The sequence below is a fragment of the Streptomyces sp. SolWspMP-5a-2 genome (genome assembly GCF_900091845.1).
Lineage (GTDB): Bacteria > Actinomycetota > Actinomycetes > Streptomycetales > Streptomycetaceae > Streptomyces > Streptomyces doudnae.
On record NZ_FMCI01000017.1, the window covers coordinates 1 to 15,807 of the forward strand.

Here is a 15,807-nt window from a genome sequence, read left to right on the forward strand (position 1 = left end):
CAAGGACGAGGGCGTCACGACCTTCGTGGAGACCGGCCCCGACGCCGTACTGACCCCACTCGTCGAGGACGCCCTCGGCGACCGGCCCGGCACCACCGCCCTGGCACTGCTCCGCCGCGGCCGGTCCGAGCCCCACACCCTGGCCGCGGGACTCGGACGACTGCACCTGACCGCGGCCCGCCCCGACTGGCCGGCGTACTTCGCCGGGACGGGCGCCCGCCGGGTGCAACTGCCCACCTACGCCTTCCAGCACGAGCGCTACTGGGTCGACAGCCCTGAGCCCCGGGCCGACGCCACCGACCTCGGCCTGCGCCCCGCCGAACACCCCCTGCTCGGCGCCGCCCTGCTGCTGGACGAGCGCGACGAAGCCGTCCTCACCAGCCGGCTGTCCCTGCGCACCCACCCCTGGCTGGCCGACCACTCCGTGCACGGCACCGCCCTGCTCCCGGCCGCCGCACTCGTCGAACTGGCCGTCCGGGCCGGCGACGAACTCGGCTGCACCACCCTGGACGAACTCACCACCGAGACCCCCCTGGCGCTGCCCGCCGACACAGGCGTCCACCTGCGGGTCACCGTCGGGGCCACCGACCCCTCCGGGCGGCGGACCCTCGCCGTCCACTCCCGCCCCGACGACACCGCCGCCTCCTGGGTCCGCCACGCCCACGGACTGCTCGGTACCGCCCCGCTGCTCACACCCCCGGCGCCGCAGGCCACGCCGTGGCCGCCCACGGACGCCCGACCGCTGCCGGTGGCCGACATCGGCGCGCGCCTCACCGAACTCGGCGTGCACCAGGGACCCTCCCACCAGGGCCTCACCGCTCTCCACGAGCGCGACGGCGAACTGTTCGCCGACGTCACCCTGCCCGCCGCCGAGGCCGAGCGCGCCGACGCGTACGGGCTGCACCCCGCGCTGCTGCACACCGCGCTCCAGCCGCTGCTGACCGGGAACCCGGCCGACCAGGCGGCGACGGCAGTACGGTGGCGCGGCGTCCGCCTGCACGCCACCCACGCGCGCACGGTCCGCGCCCACCTCAGGCCCGCCGACGGGGACGACGCGCGGAACCCGGACGGCCACACCTTCGCCGTCCGCCTCCAGGACACGGCCGGCCGGCTCGTCGCCGAGATCGACGCCGTGACCGTACGGCCCCTGCCCGCCGACGAGGTGGCCGTCGTCCGGCTCCGCCCCCACGACGCGCTGTTCACGACGGACTGGACGCGCGTCGCCGTCCCCCCGGCGGCCGGAGCCGACACCCGCTGGGCCGTGCTCGGTGGCCGCGAGAACCCGGACACGCCCGGCTACGCGACCGTGGCGGAGGCCGCCGCGGCGATCGGCACCGGCGCACCCGTCGACGCCGTACGCGTCAGGCTGACCTCGGCCCACACGGTCACCGGCGGCCCGGAAGCCGTCCGCGACACCACAGGCCGCGCCCTCGAACTCGCCCGCGCCTGGCTCGCCGAGGACACACTCACCGAGGTGCCCCTCGTGGTGCTGACCACCGGCGCCATGACGGCCGCCGACGGCGACGACATCACCGACCTGGGCGGTGCGGCGGCCTGGGGGCTGCTGCGCTCCGCGCAGTCCGAGGCCCCCGGGCGGATCGTCCTCGTCGACCTGCCGTCCGGCACCGCTGGCGGCGACATCGACGACGCCGCCCGCGGACTGCTCTCGGGCGTGCTCGCCGCCGGTGAGTCCCAGGCCGCCCTGCGCCACGGCGCGGTCCTGCTGCCCCGGCTCGCCCGGGTCAGCCCCGAGACCACCGGCCAGGACCCGGTCTGGGACCCGCGCGGCACGGTCCTGATCACCGGCGGCACCGGTTCCCTCGCCGCCGTGTTCGCACGCCACCTCGTGACCGCCCACGGCGTGCGGCACCTGCTGCTGGCCGGCCGCCGGGGCCGGCAGGCGCCCGGCGCCGACGAACTGGTGGCCGCGCTCACCGAGTCGGGCGCCGACGTCACGGTCGAGGCGTGCGACGTCTCCGACCGCGCCCAGCTCGCGGACCTGCTCTCCCGGGTACCGCACGACCACCCCCTGACCGGCGTCGTCCACACCGCGGGCGTCCTGGACGACGGACTCGTCACCGCGCAGACCGCCGAGCGGCTGGAGGCGGTGCTGCGCCCGAAGGCCGACGCGGCCTGGCACCTGCACGAACTGACCCGGGACGCGGGACTGACCGCCTTCGTCCTCTTCTCGTCCGTCGCCGGAGTGATCGGCGGACCAGGACAGTCCACCTACGCCGCCGCCAACAGCTACCTCGACGGCCTCGCCCGGCACCGCGCCGCCCACGGGCTGCCCGCGACCTCCCTCGCCTGGGGGCTCTGGGAGCAGACCACCGGCCTGACCGGCGGTCTCACCGAGACCGACCTGCGGCGCATCGCCCGCAGCGGGTTCCGCCCGGTGACCGGCGTACAGGGACCCGCCCTGCTCGACCTGGCGCTGCGCCTCGGCCACCCCGCGCCCGTCGCCACCACCCTGGACGAGACGGCGCTGCGCTCCCAGCCGCAGGTGTCCGCCGTCCTGCGGTCCCTGATCCGCACCCCCCGGCGAGCCGTCGCCCGCACCCCGTCCGACACGGGAACCGGACTCGCGGAGCGGCTGGCCGGCCTCGACCGGCCCGAGCAGCGCACGACGGTGCTGACGGCGCTCCTCGACGCCATGCGGGACGTGCTCGGACACGGCGGCGGCCGGGACCTCGACCCCGCACAGCCCTTCAACCAGCTCGGATTCGACTCGCTCACCTCGGTCGAGCTGCGGGCCCGCCTCACCGCCCTCACCGGCCTGCGGCTGCCCGCCACCCTGGTGTTCGACCACCCCACCCCCGAGGACCTGGCGGAGCGCCTCCTCGACGACCTCCTCACCGCGGACGACGGGACAGGCGACGCCGCACCCCAGGCCGCCGTCGACTACGCGGCGGACATCCGCCTCGCCGACGACATCCGGCCCGCCGCCGAGTCAGCCGAACCCGGCGCGCCTCCCCGGGAGATCCTGCTGACGGGAGCCAGCGGGTTCCTCGGCGCCTTCCTGCTGCGCGACCTGATGCGCACCACCGGGGCCCGCGTCCACTGCCTGGTGCGCGGAAAGGACCGGGAGGCCGCTCACGAACGGCTGCGCGCGAGCCTCGTGTGGTACCGCGTCTGGGACGACATCGACCCCGACCGGCTGAACGTCCTCGCGGGCGATCTCGCCGAGGCGGGACTCGGCCTGACCGAGGAGGTCCACGACCGGCTGGCCCGTACCGTCGACGTGATCTACCACGCGGGGGCGACCGTCCACTGGCTGCACCCGTACACGGCGCTCAGCGCCGCCAACGTCCGCGGCACCGAGGAGATCCTGCGGCTGGCCGCCCGCCACCGCACGGTCCCCGTCCACCACGTCTCCACCGTCGGCGTCTTCAACGGCGCCCGTGTCCCGGGCGTCCCGCTGAAGGTGACCGACCCCACCGGGCCCGCCGAGGCGCTGCCGAGCGGCTACCTGCAGAGCAAGTGGGTCGCCGAACAGCTCGTGGAACTGGCCAGAGAGAGGGGACTGCCCGTCTCCGTCTACCGCGTGGACGTCATCTCGGGCGACCGGGACAACGGCGCCTGCCAGACCCGCGACTTCGTGTGGCTCAGCCTCAAGGGACTGCTCCAGGCGGGAGCCGTGCCGACCGGCGTCGAGGGCCGCTTCCACCTGCTGCCGGTCGACTACGTCAGCGCGGCCATCGTCGGGATCGCGGGCCGGCCGGAGGAGACCGGCGGCACCTACCACCTCTTCAACAAGGACTCGCTGAGCCTGGCCGACTGCGTCTCCCGGCTGCGCGGCATGGGCTACTCCCTGCGGGAGACGGACCGGGACGACTGGAGCGCCGCCGTCAGGGCCGACCGCACCAACGCGCTGCTGCCCCTCCTGCACGCCTTCGAGCTGATGACCTCGGACACGGACGCCTTCTATCCGCGCCTCGACACCGGCGAGACGGAGGCGGCGCTGGCCGGCACGGGCATCGAGTGCCCGCCGCTGACCGAGGAACTCTTCGCCACCTACGTCAGGTTCTTCGTCGAGGAAGGACACTTCCCGCCCGCCGGCTGACCGGCCCGGCGCATGCGTGAGGGGGGCGTCCCGCACGGGACGCCCCCCTCACGCATGCGCCCCTCGCCGGGCTACGAGCGGGAGCGGATCAGCTGGGCCATGCGGCGGCCCGTGGTCAGCAGCGGCGTCTCGCTGCGGAAGACCTGCGACGTCACCTCGGCGCCCTCCAGGGCCGACAGCACGGTGCAGGCCAGCTCCTCGGCCTCCTCGGCGTCGAAGCCGCCCGCCCGGAACTTGGCGGCCAGGACGGCCTGCCAGTTGCGCAGCGCCTCCAGGCAGGCTTGCTGGATCGAGGGGCTGCGGCCGAGCGTCTCCAGGGCGGTCGCCGTCACCGGGCAGCCCTCGGCCCAGTCCGACTCGCGCAGGGCGGTGGCGAGGGTGCGGGCGCAGTTCTCCACCGCCTCCGCGGGGTCGTCGGAGCCGGCCAGCCCCGAGCTGAGCATCTCCGCGAACTCCCGGTCGCCGTGCTGGATCGCGGCGACGGCCAGCCCCTCCTTGCCGTCGGGGAAGAAGTGGTAGACGGAGCCGAGGGTCGCCTCCGCCTCCTGGGCGATCAGCTTGATGCCCGTGCCCTCGTACCCCTGGCGCTGGAAGAGCCGCGAGGCGGCTCGCACCACGCGCTCGCGGGTGCCGAGACCTGCTCCCGCGGGCGACGCGCCCGCGTCCTGCGGCTTGGTTTTCATGCGAACAATCTACTTGGTAGAGCGATCGTTCTAAAGGCTGCTACATTGACGACTAGATAGAGCGTTCGTTCTAAGGGGAATACGCATGGGTAACAAGTCGTTGACGCTCATCGGTCTGGGCCCGATGGGCCTGGCCATGGTGAACACCTACCTGGACAACGGCTACCAGGTGACCGTCTGGAACCGCACCGCCGCCAAGGCGGAGCCGCTGGTCGCGCGCGGCGCCGTCCTCGCGCCGACGGTCGAGGAGGCGCTGGCGGCCAACGAGCTGGTGGTGCTCAGCCTCACGGACTACGACGCGGTGTACGCGGTCCTGGAGCCGGCCGCGGGCTCCCTCTCCGGGAAGGTCATCGCCAACCTCACCTCGGACACCCCCGAGAAGGCCCGTGAGGCGGCCGCGTGGGCGGCCAAGCACGGTGCGAAGCACCTGACCGGTGGTGTGCAGGTCCCGCCGCCGCTGATCGGCAAGCCGGGCTCGTCCACCTACTACAGCGGCCCCAAGGACGTCTTCGACGCCCACGAGGAGGCGCTGAAGGTCCTCACCGAGGCCGACCACCGCGGTGAGGACGCCGGCCTCGCCGCGATGTACTACCAGGCCCAGATGACCATCTTCTGGACCTCGATGCTCAGCTTCTACCAGGCCCTGGCCCTGGGGCAGGCGAACGGTGTCGCGGCGCAGGACCTGCTGCCCTACGCCAAGATGCAGTTCGCGATGATGCCGCACTTCCTCGACCTGTACGCCCAGCACGTCGACACCGCCTCCTACCCGGGTGACGTGGACCGCCTCGCGATGGGCGCGGCCAGCATCGACCACGTCACGCACACCCACGCGGACGCCGGCGTGAACACCACCCTCCTCGACGCCGTCTCCGCGATCTTCCACGCGGGCATGGACAAGGGCTTCGCCGAGAACAGCTTCTCCAGCCTCATCGAGATCCTGAAGAAGCAGGCGGGCTGAGACGGCCGGGTGTGGTCTGTCGGAGTCCGCACCTCAGGCAGACCACACCCGGCGTTCCGCGCCCGCCGGCACCGCCGGACGGGCGCGGTCGACGGCGAACCGGTCGTCCGGCGGCGGTGCGCCGGTCTTTCAGACCAGCGTGGCGGCCTGACCCGCGGCGCGGAAACCGGACTCGATCGCACCCTCGATGAAGGCGCCGTGCCAGCCCTTGGCGATGTCGCCGCCCGCGAACAGGATCCGCCCGTGCGGTTGCTCGATGGCGGGGAAGAGCCCGAGGAGCTGGCCGGGACGGCGCAGCCCCCAGCCGCCGGTGTACTGCTGCTTCGCCCACTCCATCGCCTGGTACTCCAGGACGGTGGTGCCGGGCAGCAGTTGCTGCACGGCCGTCTGCACGGCGCTCGCGTTGGCCACGTCGAGCGACGGGCCGGTGAAGGCCACGTAGAGACGGCCCTTCGCGGTCTTCACCTGCGGCACCATCATCAGGATCGGAGAACCCTCGCCGGCCTGGGCGACCGAGGGCGGGATGCTGCCCTGCACATGGACCCACACCTTGGTGGCGTGCGGTATCCCGATGCCCTCGCTCGACGCCCGCTTGTGGGCGGTCGGCAGCCCGGGGCTGAAGGTGATGTTCTTCCACGTGTTGGTGGGCGTGGCCACGACCACCGCCGGTGCGGTGAAGGTGGCCCCCGACGTGGTCTCGACGGTCACCGTCCCGCCCGACTGGGTGACCTTCTTGACCGGAGAGCTGAGCCTCACATCGGCCTTGGCCTCGGTGAGCATCTTCTGCAGCACCGCGATCATGCCGCCCACCGGGCGCAGGCTCATGGTGGTCGTGTACTCGCCGTAGGTGCCACCGGCGAGCTGGATCCACTGGGCCATGCCGGTGAGCGCGCCCAGGCTGCTGGAGCCGCCGGAGTAGACGGAAGTCTCGCTGTTCAGCCACTGCTTCTCGGTGGGGGACAGCGAGAGTTTACCGAGCCGGTCGGCCAGCGACAGCGGGTCGACCGACTGGAGGAGGTCCGCGCGGTACAGCGGATCGTAAGGCCGCTCGAAGTAGTTCGCGGACCCGGAGTAGAACGTGCTCCAGAGCTGATCGAGGGAGGTGAGGGCGGCCGCGGGGTCGAGAGTCTGGAAACCCTGGTTGCCGGGCAGGATGAACTGCTCCGCGGCGACGTCCTCGTAGGTCCCGATGTTGTAGCGCCGCAACTCCGCGTGGATCAGAGGCTGCTGCGGCCCGAGCCAGCCGGCGCCCGCCTCGACCTGGGCCCCGGCGTAGGTGGTGGTGAAGACCCGGCCGCCGATGCGGTTCTGGGCTTCGAGGACCAGCGGCTTCAGGCCCTTGAGCGCCAACTCCCGGGCCGCGGTGGCTCCCGCGTAGCCGGCGCCGATGATGATGACGTCCGCCGCCGTGGCGGCGGCGTGGGCTCGACCCGCACCGACGGTCGTCGACAGGAGCGTGGCGCCGAGCGCCGAAGCGCCGGCGGCCTTGAGCAGACTTCGGCGTCCGAGACGGCCGTCGGCCGCAGGGCTGGACGCAGAGCGACGGAAAGACATGGAAAACAACTCCACTCGCTTGTGGTTGTCAGGTCCTCGCCATTAGGCTGAGGAGGGAACGCGGAATTCGGCGGGCACCGTGCGCGGGCGCACGGAATGAGCCGGGGAGCGGCCGACGGGCAGGCGTGCCAGAAATTCGGCGCGCCGAGAACGAACCCCGTCAGTTCGTCGTCGGCGGCGCCGGTGCCCAAGGCGTCGGCCTTCCGCGGGAAGGATTGAGTCACAGCGCGCTCCGCGCTGTCGCTCCCCCCGGGAAAGCGGCGCGGACGTCTATGGGAAAGCGGACATCACGTCACGGCTGGAGGCCTCACTGCCTCGGGACGGATGTGCCGCAGGAGATGATCATCTGCTGTGTGTGTCGGGTGTCCCCCACCTGGTTCTCTTCATGTTCTTCCCCCGGTTGCGTACCTCGGCGCAAAACACCCTTGTTTCCCTGTGCCGAGGCGTTGTCGAAACTTTAAACGTGCCGCGTCATCGCATGCTCTCTGTCCGCCCACGGCCCGGTAATTTTCCGCACATTCATGTTTGCGTGGATACTCTGCGGGAAATTCACGGCACTCTCCGAGATCGAGGATCCCGCATTCCGCCCGTCGTGCCCGATACGTCCGGCGAGCACCGTGAAAGCCCCCGACCGTCGCGACGGCCGGGGGCTTTCACGGTGAGGAGCGGAACCGGGGGCGGAGGCGCCGCGGACGCGCGGGATGCCCGCACGCCGGCCCGCACCCGGGGGCCCGGCGCGGTCGGGCGGAACGCGACCGGTCCGACTCCCGTCAGATGTAGTCCGTACCGGGTTCGAGGCCGAGCAGGACCCGGCCGTGCGCCTCCAGCGAGCTGACGGGGGTCAGCAGGCCGTGCAGGGAGAGCGCGACGATGTCCCGGTAGGCGCGCTGGAACGCGTTGCTGCGGGAGATCGTCGAGGCGGAGCTGATGTTGTACAGGATCTCGGCCGCCTCCTTCGCGGTCTGCACGACGTAGCCGACCTGGCCGCGGACGGCGGCCTTGGCCTCGACGGTCATCTTCTCGCCCGCGTTCTCCGGGCCCTGCATGCTCTCCAGCCAGGTGCGCTGGAGCGCCTCGCACGCGGCGATCTTGTTCGCCGCCGTCGCCAACTGCACCCAGGTGTAAGGGTGCCGGCTCTGGTCCGTCCACTCCGTGTACGTGATCTTCTTGCCGGGGAGCCGCTCGGTGAAGAGGTCGAGCGCGGCCTTCGCCAGTCCGATGTACACCGGTGCGCACGTCGCCAGGATGTAACTGGTGAGGTTGTAGTTCCGGCCGTTCACCTTCTCGTTCCACCGGTCACCGGTCGAGGCGTCGTACACGCTTCCGTCCACCACGCGGTGCGCCGGTACGAACACGTCACGGACCGACGAGGTGACGCTTCCCGTGCCCGCCGCGCCGAAGGTGTCCCAGTCGTCCGCGACGGAGACCTCGGAGATCGGCACGACGGCGAAGAGTTCCTCGTGCCCGCCGTCCGGAGTCTCCACCATGGCGGCGCAGATGTTCCATTCGGCCCCGCGCACCCCTGTGTTGAAACGCCAGGTGCCGTTCAGGATGTATCCGCCGTCGGTCGCTTTCATGGTGCCCGTCGGTGTGAAACCGCCCGACACCCGCACGGACCCGTTCGCGAAGATCTCCTCCTGGGCCTTGTCCGGATACAGGCTCACGATCCACGCGCTGGACATCCAGACGGAGGAGACCCAACCCGTCGAACCGCAACTGCGGGCGATCTCGGTCAGCACCGACGCCTGTTCGGCCGCGGAGAGATCGAGCCCGCCGAAACGCTCGGGAACCGCGGCACGGAAGACACCCGCCTCCTCCAGTAGTTCGATGCTCTCCTTCGGTATCCAGCGCTCGGACTCGGCGGTCCCGCTGTTCTGCCGCAGTTCGGGGGAAATCCTGCCGATGGCGTCCAGCATCGTCGCGAGTTTCGTCGGGTATTTCTCCTTGGATGCAGTCATGCTGCCTCCTCCCATCCTCACCATGTGTGGTCACATGTGTCGTCGATCGAGGTCGGTGATTTCGTGTGGAACTGTCGCCGGTCACCTTATCGACGAACGGTGGGACATCCTTCTGCGTTCCGGTCACGGGACGGTAATCGCCTTCTCGTGAATTCTCGGAAAATTCCGGTTACTCGACGATGGGTGCGCTGTTATGGCGCCGCGGTAGCGGGCGCGGTAGCGGGTGAACGCGGTGAGGGTGTCGTCGGTCGCCCCGCCGGGGTCGGGCCGAGGAGGTGGAGACAGGGCGTGTTCCAGGTCGGGCTTCCGGTCCGCGCGGACTGATCACGTGGGAGGCCAACGTCGGCTCCACGACCTGCCGGGCGCACCAGCTCGCGGTTCGGTTCGAGGCGGCCGTTCACGTTGCGGCGATCCATCAGTGGCTGTGATGACCGCCGGCCACGCGGAGCGTGCGATGTTGGCCACCGATTCGACCAGCACATGGGGAGGGTGCGTGGCCGCCGACCACGACGAGGAAAGCGCTCATGACATTCCAGCATTCGCCCACAAAGCTGGGCAGGAGTCTCCGATGCCGTTCTCCTCGCCGAGTCGCCGAGTCGCCGAGTCGCCGAGTCGCCGAGTTGCCTTCGCCGACCGGTGTACCGCTCTGCCGTCTGCCGCTGACAGGCCTGGCATGCGCGGTGTGCGTGGTCCGGCCGGGCGTGAGCCTGCGCGTTCGCCGGATGCCGGGCCGCTTCGGGCGCCGGGGCCCCGCGCCCTTCCGGCCGGGACAGGGCGGCCGGATCGTGCGAAGTGACCCGGTGATGCGCACGGTCGCCGACCGCAGTCCTCACCGTGTGCCGAGACTCCGTCTTCGGATCGCGCTGGTCGAAGCCATTGAGGCGACCGGGTTCATCGCCTGGCGCGCGTTCCTCAAGGCGGCGACCGACTACACCGCGGCCACCGGAAAGACCCTGCGCTACTTCGGGCCCGAGCACGCGGCGCTGGAGACCGGACACGCGATCGGCGCCGACGACATCGACCGCGAGCTGCGCCGGATCTCCCTGACCCCGGACGAGCGCCGCCAGGCCATCGGCATGGTCGACGAGGTCTTCGGCCTCTTCGACAAGATGCTGCAGGAGCAACTCGACTACGCCCAGGCCGATCGCATCCCCGCCGACGCCTGATTCCCTCTCGCCCGCTGGACATCGCTCCTGACCGGTGCCGTGAGGCGCACCGGTCAGGAGCGATCCAGGGGGTGGTCTACGCCTCAGCCGGTGACGGCCGTGGCGGCGTGCGGGGAGCGGTGTCGGAGGGCGCGGGCCGCGAGGAGCGCGTTGGCTCCGGCGACGGCGCCGAGGACGGCGGTCGCGGGGATCAGGAACCCGCTTCCCGCCAGCGCGCCCAGCAGTGCGCCCAGCCAGCCGCCGACCAGGACGAGCGCCGGTGCGGTGGCCCGGTGCGTGCCGTCCGCGTCCTCGGCCGGACGGGCCAGGTACACCCCGAGGCCGACCAGCAGCCCGGTGCCGGGCACCACCACCGGGAGGCTGGTGAGGAACCACTGCGGGGCGAGGGTCCAGGCGAACAGGAGGCCCAGGAGCCAGCCCGCGAGACCCAGCGGTACCGTGCCGAGCAGCCGGATCCAGAGGCCCGCCCGGCGGCCCGGCGCGCCCCGGCCGCGGCGGCGGCGCGCCAGCAGCGCCAGCGCGAGCAGACCGAGCAGCGGCCCCCCGGTCACGGCGGCGAGCAGCACACCGGCGATCAGCGACATGCTCATCGGGACGGCGGTGAAGTCGACCGGGCGGCGCTCGAACCGTGAGCTGTCGACGCGGCCTGAGTCGTAGAAGGTGGTGAGCAGATGCGTGGCCGCCTCCGGCTGCTGCTGCCAGAAGTCGGCGGTGTGTCCGATGCCGGGCACGATCACCTCGCTCCCTCGGCTCAGGGAGGGCAGCAGCTCCTTCGTCGCGTTGACCGGCGGTGTGGAGAAGTCGAGTTCGCCGCCGATCAGCAGGGTCTCCACGGAACTGGGGCGCACGGTGCGGTAGTCGGCGTTGTCCGGGCTGTCCGGCCACACGGAGGGGAATCCGTCCGGGCCGCCCCAGAGGAAATCGGTGGCGGAGTTGCCCAGGATCGATCCGGGATCACCGCCCTCGGCGTAGTAGTCCCGCAGGGCGGGCGCGTCGATCATGGCGAAGGAGGCCAGCTCTCCCCACACCGTGGAGTTCGGAAGCGTGACGTCCGCCAGCACCGACATGGCCCACATCGCGCCGGGTCCGCCGTCGAGGTAGGCGTCGAAGACCGTGGGCGCGTTGCCGGGCGCCGAGCCCTCGCCGTTCATGTGCATCGAGTACTGGCTCAGGATGCTGATGTTCGTCTTCTTGATGCTGAACGGGCCCCACCTGCTGGGCAGTTCGGCGATCCGCGTCCGGATGGTGGCGGCGAGGTCGGAGGTCTTCGCGTCGCAGGCGCGGTCGGCCCGGCAGAGGTCGGCGTACTGCCCGAACTGCGTGTCGGTGATGCGGGGGTCCCAGAACAGGTGCCCCGGCGGGTTGACCGAGATCATCGCCGAGCGCCGCAGCGCGTCGGGGTGGCGCCACGCGTAGATCATCGCGGTCCGGGTGCCCGCGCTGGAGCTGAGCAGGTCGATCCGCCGGTAGCCGAGCGCCTTGCGCGCCGACTCCATGTCCTCGACGCGCTGGACCGCCGAGTAGCCGGTCAGGTCTGCGCCGCCGCGCTGCAGCCGGTCGGCGCACCGCTCGAAGGCCCGGCGGACGTGCGGCAGGTTCTCCTCGCCGGTCATGTCCGCCGCCGACTGGAGCGCGTCCGTCACCTCGTCGCAGTCGAGCCGGGAGGAGCCGTCGACGCCGCGGTAGCCCACGAGCACCACGTCGTGCTTCTCCCGCAGACGGCCCGCCTGCGGGAAGTCCATGTTGGACTGCCCCGGCCCGCCGCCGAACCGGAAGACGGGCTCGCCCGACGGCTTCGAGGCCGCCCGGATCCGCACGACCGGCAGGGCGATCAGCCGGGAGTCGGCGTCGCGCCGGTTCTCCGCGACCACGAGGGTCCCGCAGTCGGCGGGCACGGAGCCGTCCTCGGTGTCGTAGGAGCACGGTTTCATGGTCAGCGAGTCCGCCGCGGCACCCTGCGGGACGCGGACGGGGGAGTCCGGCCACAGGACGACGGCGGCCAGCACGAGCAGTGCGGCGGAGATGCCCGCCACGACGAGGGAGCGACGGCTGTGAGGGGAGGAACGCATGCCGGGAAAGCTAGGGGCGGGCGGGCGCCGGGGCGTCACGCCGGGCGGTGACCGTCTGTCCCTCCGGAGAGTGACGCCCACCCCCGTCCGCCCCGACACAATGGCCCGATGTCCCCCACCGTGCACCCGACCCTGGCCGGGCGGATCCGCCGCTGGACGGCCCGGCCTGCCGCGCGCGACGCGCAGAGGTCGCTGGCCCGCCAGGCCGTCGCGGTCGCGCTGATGTGCGCCGCCGTCGACGGCCTGAACTTCTTCACGCGGGGCCCGGACGCGGGCCCGTGGACGCCCGTCCTGCTGGTCATGGTCGTCGCCGCCGACGTGGCGCTCGCGACCGCGCCGGGACTCTCCGGCTGGGTCGCCGTCGCGCACGCGGGGGTGGGTGTCGCCCTGGCGTTCGTGATGCCCGGACGCAGTCCGAGCACGGCCGGTCAACTCATCAGTTCCTACCGGGCCGGAGCCTGGCTGCGCGGCCGGTCCTCCGCCGTCTCGCTGGTCACGGTGTGCGCCGGAACCCTGACGTCGGTGGTCATCGCCGGGCTCACCGCGCCGGTGACGGCGCTCGGCGTCGTCGCGGCCACCACGCTGCTGCCGTGGCTGGTGGGCCGTTACACCACCGCCCGCAAGGAGCACGTGGAGGAGCTGCGCCGCCAGCGGGAGGCGACGCTGCGCGACGCGGAGGCCGAGATCGCCGCCGCGGTGACGAGGGAACGCGAGACGATCGCCGTCGAGCTGCACGACGTCATCTCCCACCACGTCAGCGCGATCGGCGTGCACGCGACGGCCGCCCGGCTGAACCTCACCGGGACGGCCGTCCCCGGTGACAGCCCGGTGCACACCTCGCTCGCCGCGGTGCAGCAGTCCGGCCAGGCGGCCATGACGGACCTGCGGCGGCTGCTGTCCCTGCTCCACGACGGCGGCGACTCCACCGACCAGCCGGGCGTCACGATGCTGCCGGACCTGTTCACCGGCCTGCGCGCCTCCGGGCTGCACGTGACGTTCGTCGTCTACAGCACGCCGCCGCCGCTCACGAAGGAGGTCGACATCACGGTGTACCGGGTGGCCCAGGAGATGATGACGAACGTGCTCCGGCACGGGGACGGCCGGGCGGCCCGGGTCGAACTCGACTGCGTCGACGGCCGCGTGGCCCTCACCGCCCGCAACCGGGTCGCCCCCGCGGCGCGGGACGCGTCGGGCGCGTCCTCACCGCCGGGCTCCGGGCTCGGCCTGCGCGGCATGCGCAAGCGGGCGGAGGCACTGGGCGGTTCGGGGACCTTCGGCGTCACCACGGACGGGGACTACTGGGAGTCGAGCGTGACGATCCCGCTGGCAGGTGCCCAGTGACGCTGCGCATCGTGATCGCCGACGACCACGCCATGTTCCGCTCCGGCTTCCGGGCCGTGCTCGACGCCCAGCCGGACATGGAATGCGTCGCCGACGTCGGTGACGGACCCGGCGCCGTCGAGGCCGTCACCTCCCTGGCGCCCGACCTCGCCGTCCTGGACGTCCGCATGCCCGGACTCGACGGGCTCGCCACCGCACGCCGCATCCGGGACGCCGGACACCAGAGCGTGAAGATCATCCTGCTCACCTCGTTCGGCACCGACGACTACCTGCGGTCGGCGCTGTCGGCGGGGGTGGCGGGCTTCGTCCTCAAGAGCCTGCCGCCCGACGAACTCGTGACGGCGATCCGCGTCGCGGCGCGCGGCGACACCTACCTGGACCCCTCCATCACCAGCGGCCTCGCGCCCCGGCTGGCCGACGCCCTCGCCCCGGCCCCGCCCGCGCGCGACCGGGCGCCCGGCCTCGAACGCCTCACCGCGCGCGAACACGAGGTGTTCCTCCTCATGGCCAGGGGGTTCTCGAACGCCGAGATCGGCGACCAGCTCTACGTCGGCGAACAGACCGTCAAGACCCATGTCTCCCGCGTCCTCGCCAAGCTCGGACTCCGGGACCGCGTCCACACCGTCCGGTTCGCCCACCACCACGGGCTCATCGCACCGCACGACACCTCCGGGCTGTGACCGGCCGTCCGCGTGCCGCCGACCCCGGCGGGGCGCGGACGGCTCGGCGGCCCGGGGACGCGGTGCGGCGGACCGCGGGGATGTGCGGCCGTCGTCTGTGCGGGGAGAGCCGTTCCTGTCACCCTGGATGCCAGGGCGAGCGCGGGCGCGGCAGCCCGACGCAGCGGGGGAATCGACGGGGGACGGCGGATGCCTGGTTTTCTGGAGGACTTACGGACTTTCTGGGCCTTCGCGGTGGTCTGGGCGGGCGGCTTCACGCTGTTCATGGCGGGCTCGCTGATCCGCCTGCGGTACGTGCTGTGGCGCGACCGGCGAGCGATGGGACGCTTCTTCGAGGCGGGTGCCGCCCGGCCCCTTCTCGCCCTCTACCACCTCGAGGGAAAACGGGCCGCCCTTCGGGCCGGGTTGCTGCTGCTCTCCGCCGGGCCCCGCTCCGCCCGTCGCCGACGCCGGGGCCGGTCGGCGCGGGAGAAGCATCCTCTGCTGGCGTTGCTGCGGGCGGCCGTCGACGACGCCGGGCGGAGAGGCACTCCGGACGAGGTGATGGCCTCGCCCCGCTATGCGGCCTTCGACGCCGAACTGCGGCGGACGGCACGGCGCACCCTCCCCGCCCGGCGGACGGGCGCCGTGCCGGGTACGCGGGAGGGGTGGGCCGCGGTCTGCGGCCTGGCCGCCGTCCTCGTCCTCGGCGTCGGCTTCTACACCCGCGACCCGGGATCGAGCGGGAACTGGTTCATGATCGCGCTGGCCGTGCATGTCCCGGTGGCCTGCTGGCTCGTGAAGGCGGACGATCTGCAAGGGCGCCCGCGGTGGCCCGAGTTCGACGCGATGTGCGACCGCTGCGCCGACGAGGCCGGGGTACGCGTCCCTGAGCCGCGGCGGGCCGCCGGCACGGAGACCGCCGCCCCGGCTTTCAACTATGCCGTCGACGGCGGAGTCGGCGCGTCCGGCGGCTGCGGGGGCGGCTGCGGCGGAGGCTGCGGCGGCGGTGTCTGAGCCGGGCTGACCAAGTCCCTTCCCCCTGGGGTGGGGTCGCCGCGTGTGGTCCGGCACGCCGGGCGCCGAGTTGGGCCCCATGAGGGATCAATTCCCCGGCGGGCTCTGGCGGGACCCGGCTCACCGTTCCCCGGACGGCGGCGTCTCCTCCACCTCGCCGATCAGCACGACCCCCTTCGCCGCGCCGCGCCTCCGGTGCCGTCGCAGACCGCCGTACCCCGCGGCCCCCGCCACCGCCGCGCAGCCGCCGAGGGCGAGCAGGACGGGACGGGCGCCGCTGCCCGTGCCGGTGGCGCGCAGGGGCGTGCCCGTGGCCGGGGACGCCGTGGAGGGGCTCGC

At 72.5% G+C, this 15,807-nt stretch carries 10 protein-coding genes and 1 pseudogene; 6 read left to right on the top strand and 5 right to left on the bottom strand.

From position 1 onward, the window contains the following. The coding region (locus GA0115242_RS00860) for a thioester reductase domain-containing protein (RefSeq protein WP_107461308.1) at positions 1–4,063 on the top strand (4,063 nt) is incomplete at its 5' end. Between the two features lie 71 nt (positions 4,064–4,134). Here the strand turns inward: GA0115242_RS00860 and GA0115242_RS00865 are convergent. After that, positions 4,135–4,746, bottom strand: a complete 612-nt coding sequence (locus GA0115242_RS00865; protein WP_093823418.1) for a TetR/AcrR family transcriptional regulator — start codon at positions 4,744–4,746, stop codon at positions 4,135–4,137. Positions 4,747–4,831: 85 nt separating this feature from the next. Here GA0115242_RS00865 and GA0115242_RS00870 point away from each other — a divergent pair, with 85 nt between their 5' ends. After that, a complete protein-coding gene (locus tag GA0115242_RS00870; protein WP_093823420.1) occupies positions 4,832–5,704 on the top strand; it encodes an NAD(P)-dependent oxidoreductase in 873 nt (290 codons plus the stop codon). A gap of 129 nt (positions 5,705–5,833) precedes the next feature. On the opposite strand, the gene GA0115242_RS00875 is transcribed toward GA0115242_RS00870, so the two are convergent. Both GA0115242_RS00875 and GA0115242_RS00880 read right to left on the bottom strand, forming a co-directional pair. After that, the gene (locus GA0115242_RS00875; RefSeq protein ID WP_093823422.1) at positions 5,834–7,258 is read right to left on the bottom strand and encodes a flavin monoamine oxidase family protein; all 1,425 of its coding nucleotides are present in this window, start codon (positions 7,256–7,258) and stop codon (positions 5,834–5,836) included. 770 nt (positions 7,259–8,028) lie between these two features. Further along, positions 8,029–9,216, bottom strand: coding sequence for an acyl-CoA dehydrogenase family protein (locus GA0115242_RS00880; protein ID WP_237548534.1), 1,188 nt, complete (start codon positions 9,214–9,216; stop codon positions 8,029–8,031). 836 nt (positions 9,217–10,052) lie between these two features. Between GA0115242_RS00880 and GA0115242_RS00885 the strand changes: the two genes are divergently transcribed. Then, entirely contained in the window at positions 10,053–10,382 is a 330-nt protein-coding gene (locus GA0115242_RS00885; RefSeq protein ID WP_237548535.1) for a hypothetical protein, read from the top strand. Positions 10,383–10,465: 83 nt separating this feature from the next. Here the strand turns inward: GA0115242_RS00885 and GA0115242_RS00890 are convergent, their stop codons facing one another. Then, the gene (locus GA0115242_RS00890; protein WP_107461310.1) at positions 10,466–12,451 is read right to left on the bottom strand and encodes an alpha/beta hydrolase; all 1,986 of its coding nucleotides are present in this window, start codon (positions 12,449–12,451) and stop codon (positions 10,466–10,468) included. Between the two features lie 108 nt (positions 12,452–12,559). Between GA0115242_RS00890 and GA0115242_RS00895 the strand changes: the two genes are divergently transcribed. The 3 genes from GA0115242_RS00895 (at position 12,560) to GA0115242_RS00905 (ending at position 15,468) form a co-directional block, all read left to right on the top strand. Beyond that, positions 12,560–13,792, top strand: coding sequence for a sensor histidine kinase (locus tag GA0115242_RS00895; RefSeq protein WP_093823428.1), 1,233 nt, complete (start codon positions 12,560–12,562; stop codon positions 13,790–13,792). Then, positions 13,789–14,472 carry a response regulator gene (locus tag GA0115242_RS00900; protein ID WP_093823430.1) on the top strand — a complete coding sequence of 228 codons (684 nt, stop codon included), beginning with the start codon at positions 13,789–13,791 and terminating at the stop codon, positions 14,470–14,472. The genes GA0115242_RS00895 and GA0115242_RS00900 overlap by 4 nt, the downstream gene beginning before the upstream one ends. 189 nt (positions 14,473–14,661) lie before the next feature. Then, on the top strand, positions 14,662–15,468 hold the full coding sequence (locus GA0115242_RS00905) for a hypothetical protein (protein ID WP_093823432.1): 807 nt from the start codon (positions 14,662–14,664) through the stop codon (positions 15,466–15,468). Positions 15,469–15,588: 120 nt separating this feature from the next. Here the strand turns inward: GA0115242_RS00905 and GA0115242_RS40505 are convergent. Then, a pseudogene (locus GA0115242_RS40505) lies at positions 15,589–15,807 on the bottom strand (hypothetical protein); the annotation flags it as partial.

Bases quoted from the DNA above. Each gene is read 5' to 3' on its own strand.
- GA0115242_RS00875 (WP_093823422.1), bottom strand. From the start codon at position 7,258: ATGTCTTTCCGTCGCTCTGCGTCCAGCCCTGCGGCCGACGGCCGTCTC.
- GA0115242_RS00880 (WP_237548534.1), bottom strand. From the start codon at position 9,216: ATGACTGCATCCAAGGAGAAATACCCGACGAAACTCGCGACGATGCTG.
- GA0115242_RS00895 (WP_093823428.1), top strand. From the start codon at position 12,560: ATGTCCCCCACCGTGCACCCGACCCTGGCCGGGCGGATCCGCCGCTGG.
- GA0115242_RS00865 (WP_093823418.1), bottom strand. From the start codon at position 4,746: ATGAAAACCAAGCCGCAGGACGCGGGCGCGTCGCCCGCGGGAGCAGGT.
- GA0115242_RS00870 (WP_093823420.1), top strand. From the start codon at position 4,832: ATGGGTAACAAGTCGTTGACGCTCATCGGTCTGGGCCCGATGGGCCTG.
- GA0115242_RS00905 (WP_093823432.1), top strand. From the start codon at position 14,662: ATGCCTGGTTTTCTGGAGGACTTACGGACTTTCTGGGCCTTCGCGGTG.
- GA0115242_RS00890 (WP_107461310.1), bottom strand. From the start codon at position 12,451: ATGCGTTCCTCCCCTCACAGCCGTCGCTCCCTCGTCGTGGCGGGCATC.